This window comes from Legionella drancourtii LLAP12 (assembly GCF_000162755.2).
GTDB classification, from domain to species: Bacteria; Pseudomonadota; Gammaproteobacteria; order Legionellales; family Legionellaceae; genus Legionella; species Legionella drancourtii.
Genome location: NZ_JH413799.1, coordinates 30,386 through 31,991, shown reverse-complemented (window position 1 = coordinate 31,991; position 1,606 = coordinate 30,386). Strand labels below are relative to the sequence as shown.

Genomic DNA, 1,606 nt, shown 5'->3' with positions numbered 1-1,606 from the left:
AACATGAAAAATTAATTTTCTCAGTTGATTTAGCATGGTCACTTTGTTAGCATTCAAGTCAAATTTCACGGAAAATTTGAATTTGTTTCAATCTCTCAATTAAAGGAATATTATGCCTCTACCCCTCTTGATCGTTCCCCTCGTTGCTGCCGCCACAACAACCTCATCAGGAGGTGCTGGTGTTGTAGTTGCCACGGTTACTACAATTTTCGCGATATTTAGCGGCTACTGGTATGGGTCTGGTTCATCCGATGACAAAAAGAAATCCGACGCCTATGAAAAAAGAATAGACGAACTATTACAGCTTATCGCAAAGCTTCGTAACGAGTTGCAGGAACAACTCAATTCAGTTAAGCATAATCTGGATGCTACGAATACGAATTTTCAGGTTTCAGCGCAAATGACAAATAATGCGGTAGCCACATTAAAAACAGCCACTGAAGAGATGAAGGATGGGAATAATTTATTAGAAAAAACCACCCATGATCTTAAGGAAATAGACAAAAAATTAGAGAAAAGAATAGATGAATTAATGAACCAAAATAAAGGACTCTTGAATGTCATAGAAAAACTTGAAGAATATAAAAATCTTATTTTAAAAAAAGATGAAGCACTTAGTAAAGCAGAACAAGATATGCAAAAATTAAGGGCCGATCTAGAAAGTAATATTAATTTAATGAAGGAACTTCGAGATACGATTAAAATACTAGAAAATCATAATGAACTATGGGTTTTACCGCATATCCAGCCCAAACTGGCAATGAGATAGTTAAGCGACTTTAAGTGCTAATATTTTATCCATATCGAACAACATATCCTGTTCTTCAATATCCTGAGTAAAGTCATATTCCCCATGCAAATTGACGTAATGCCAGATTAAAGTCGACCCATTGCGAATAATGGTTAATAGCGCCTTCCTGCTTTCTTCATCCTCTAGCAGAGCCAATTTTTGCGAAAGATATAACTCATTCCATAATACAATTGCATTCTGGATTAAGCGCTGGCAACCAACAACCATTTCTTGTTCCTCCTTGCTGCTGTATTGAATTTCCTGGTTGTTACCAAACAGAATGGCTTTTGAGAATTTATTCGATAGTTCAATACGATTTAATTGTTTTTCAATAGCCTGTCGTAATTCCACATCATCAATATATCGAAGAATAAACAGACTTTTAATAATCCGTCCAAATTCCTTTATGGCGCAGTACAATGGATGTTGTTTAGAATATGAACTGAGACGCTTGAACAGTTGTGATGCCGTTGTGGCTTTAAGTTTAATCGTAACCATCAAACGCAAAATATCATCCCAATGTGTTTTAATTAAATCAGTGTCAATATAGCGATGTGGGAGTATTTTATATCCTCTGGTTTCATAGGTGTTTCTAGAGTGAAAACTGTATAGGGTGGCTTTCTTCAGACCTTTAATTCTGGGTGCAAAATAAATTCCAAGCATGTTCAATATCCCAAAAATTGCTTCAGAATAACCATGTGTATCAGTGGAATGGATTGTGCTCTTGATCGAAAGATTATGTAATAACCCATCGGCGACATAGGCTGCTTCTCTTTCAGAGCTACTGATAGACGTAGTATAAAACAGGCGATTCAG

2 protein-coding genes are annotated in these 1,606 nt (G+C 36.1%); one reads left to right on the top strand and one right to left on the bottom strand.

The window, feature by feature from the left end; all coding sequences use genetic code 11:
• The first annotated feature begins 112 nt into the window (after positions 1-112).
• Complete coding sequence (locus LDG_RS02435) at positions 113-769, top strand: hypothetical protein (RefSeq protein ID WP_006869524.1); 657 nt, start codon at positions 113-115, stop codon at positions 767-769.
• On the opposite strand, the gene LDG_RS02430 is transcribed toward LDG_RS02435, so the two are convergent.
• The coding region (locus LDG_RS02430; protein WP_158307855.1) for a Tn3 family transposase at positions 770-1,606 on the bottom strand (837 nt) is incomplete at its 5' end.

Bases quoted from the DNA above. Each gene is read 5' to 3' on its own strand.
- LDG_RS02435 (WP_006869524.1), top strand. From the start codon at position 113: ATGCCTCTACCCCTCTTGATCGTTCCCCTCGTTGCTGCCGCCACAACA.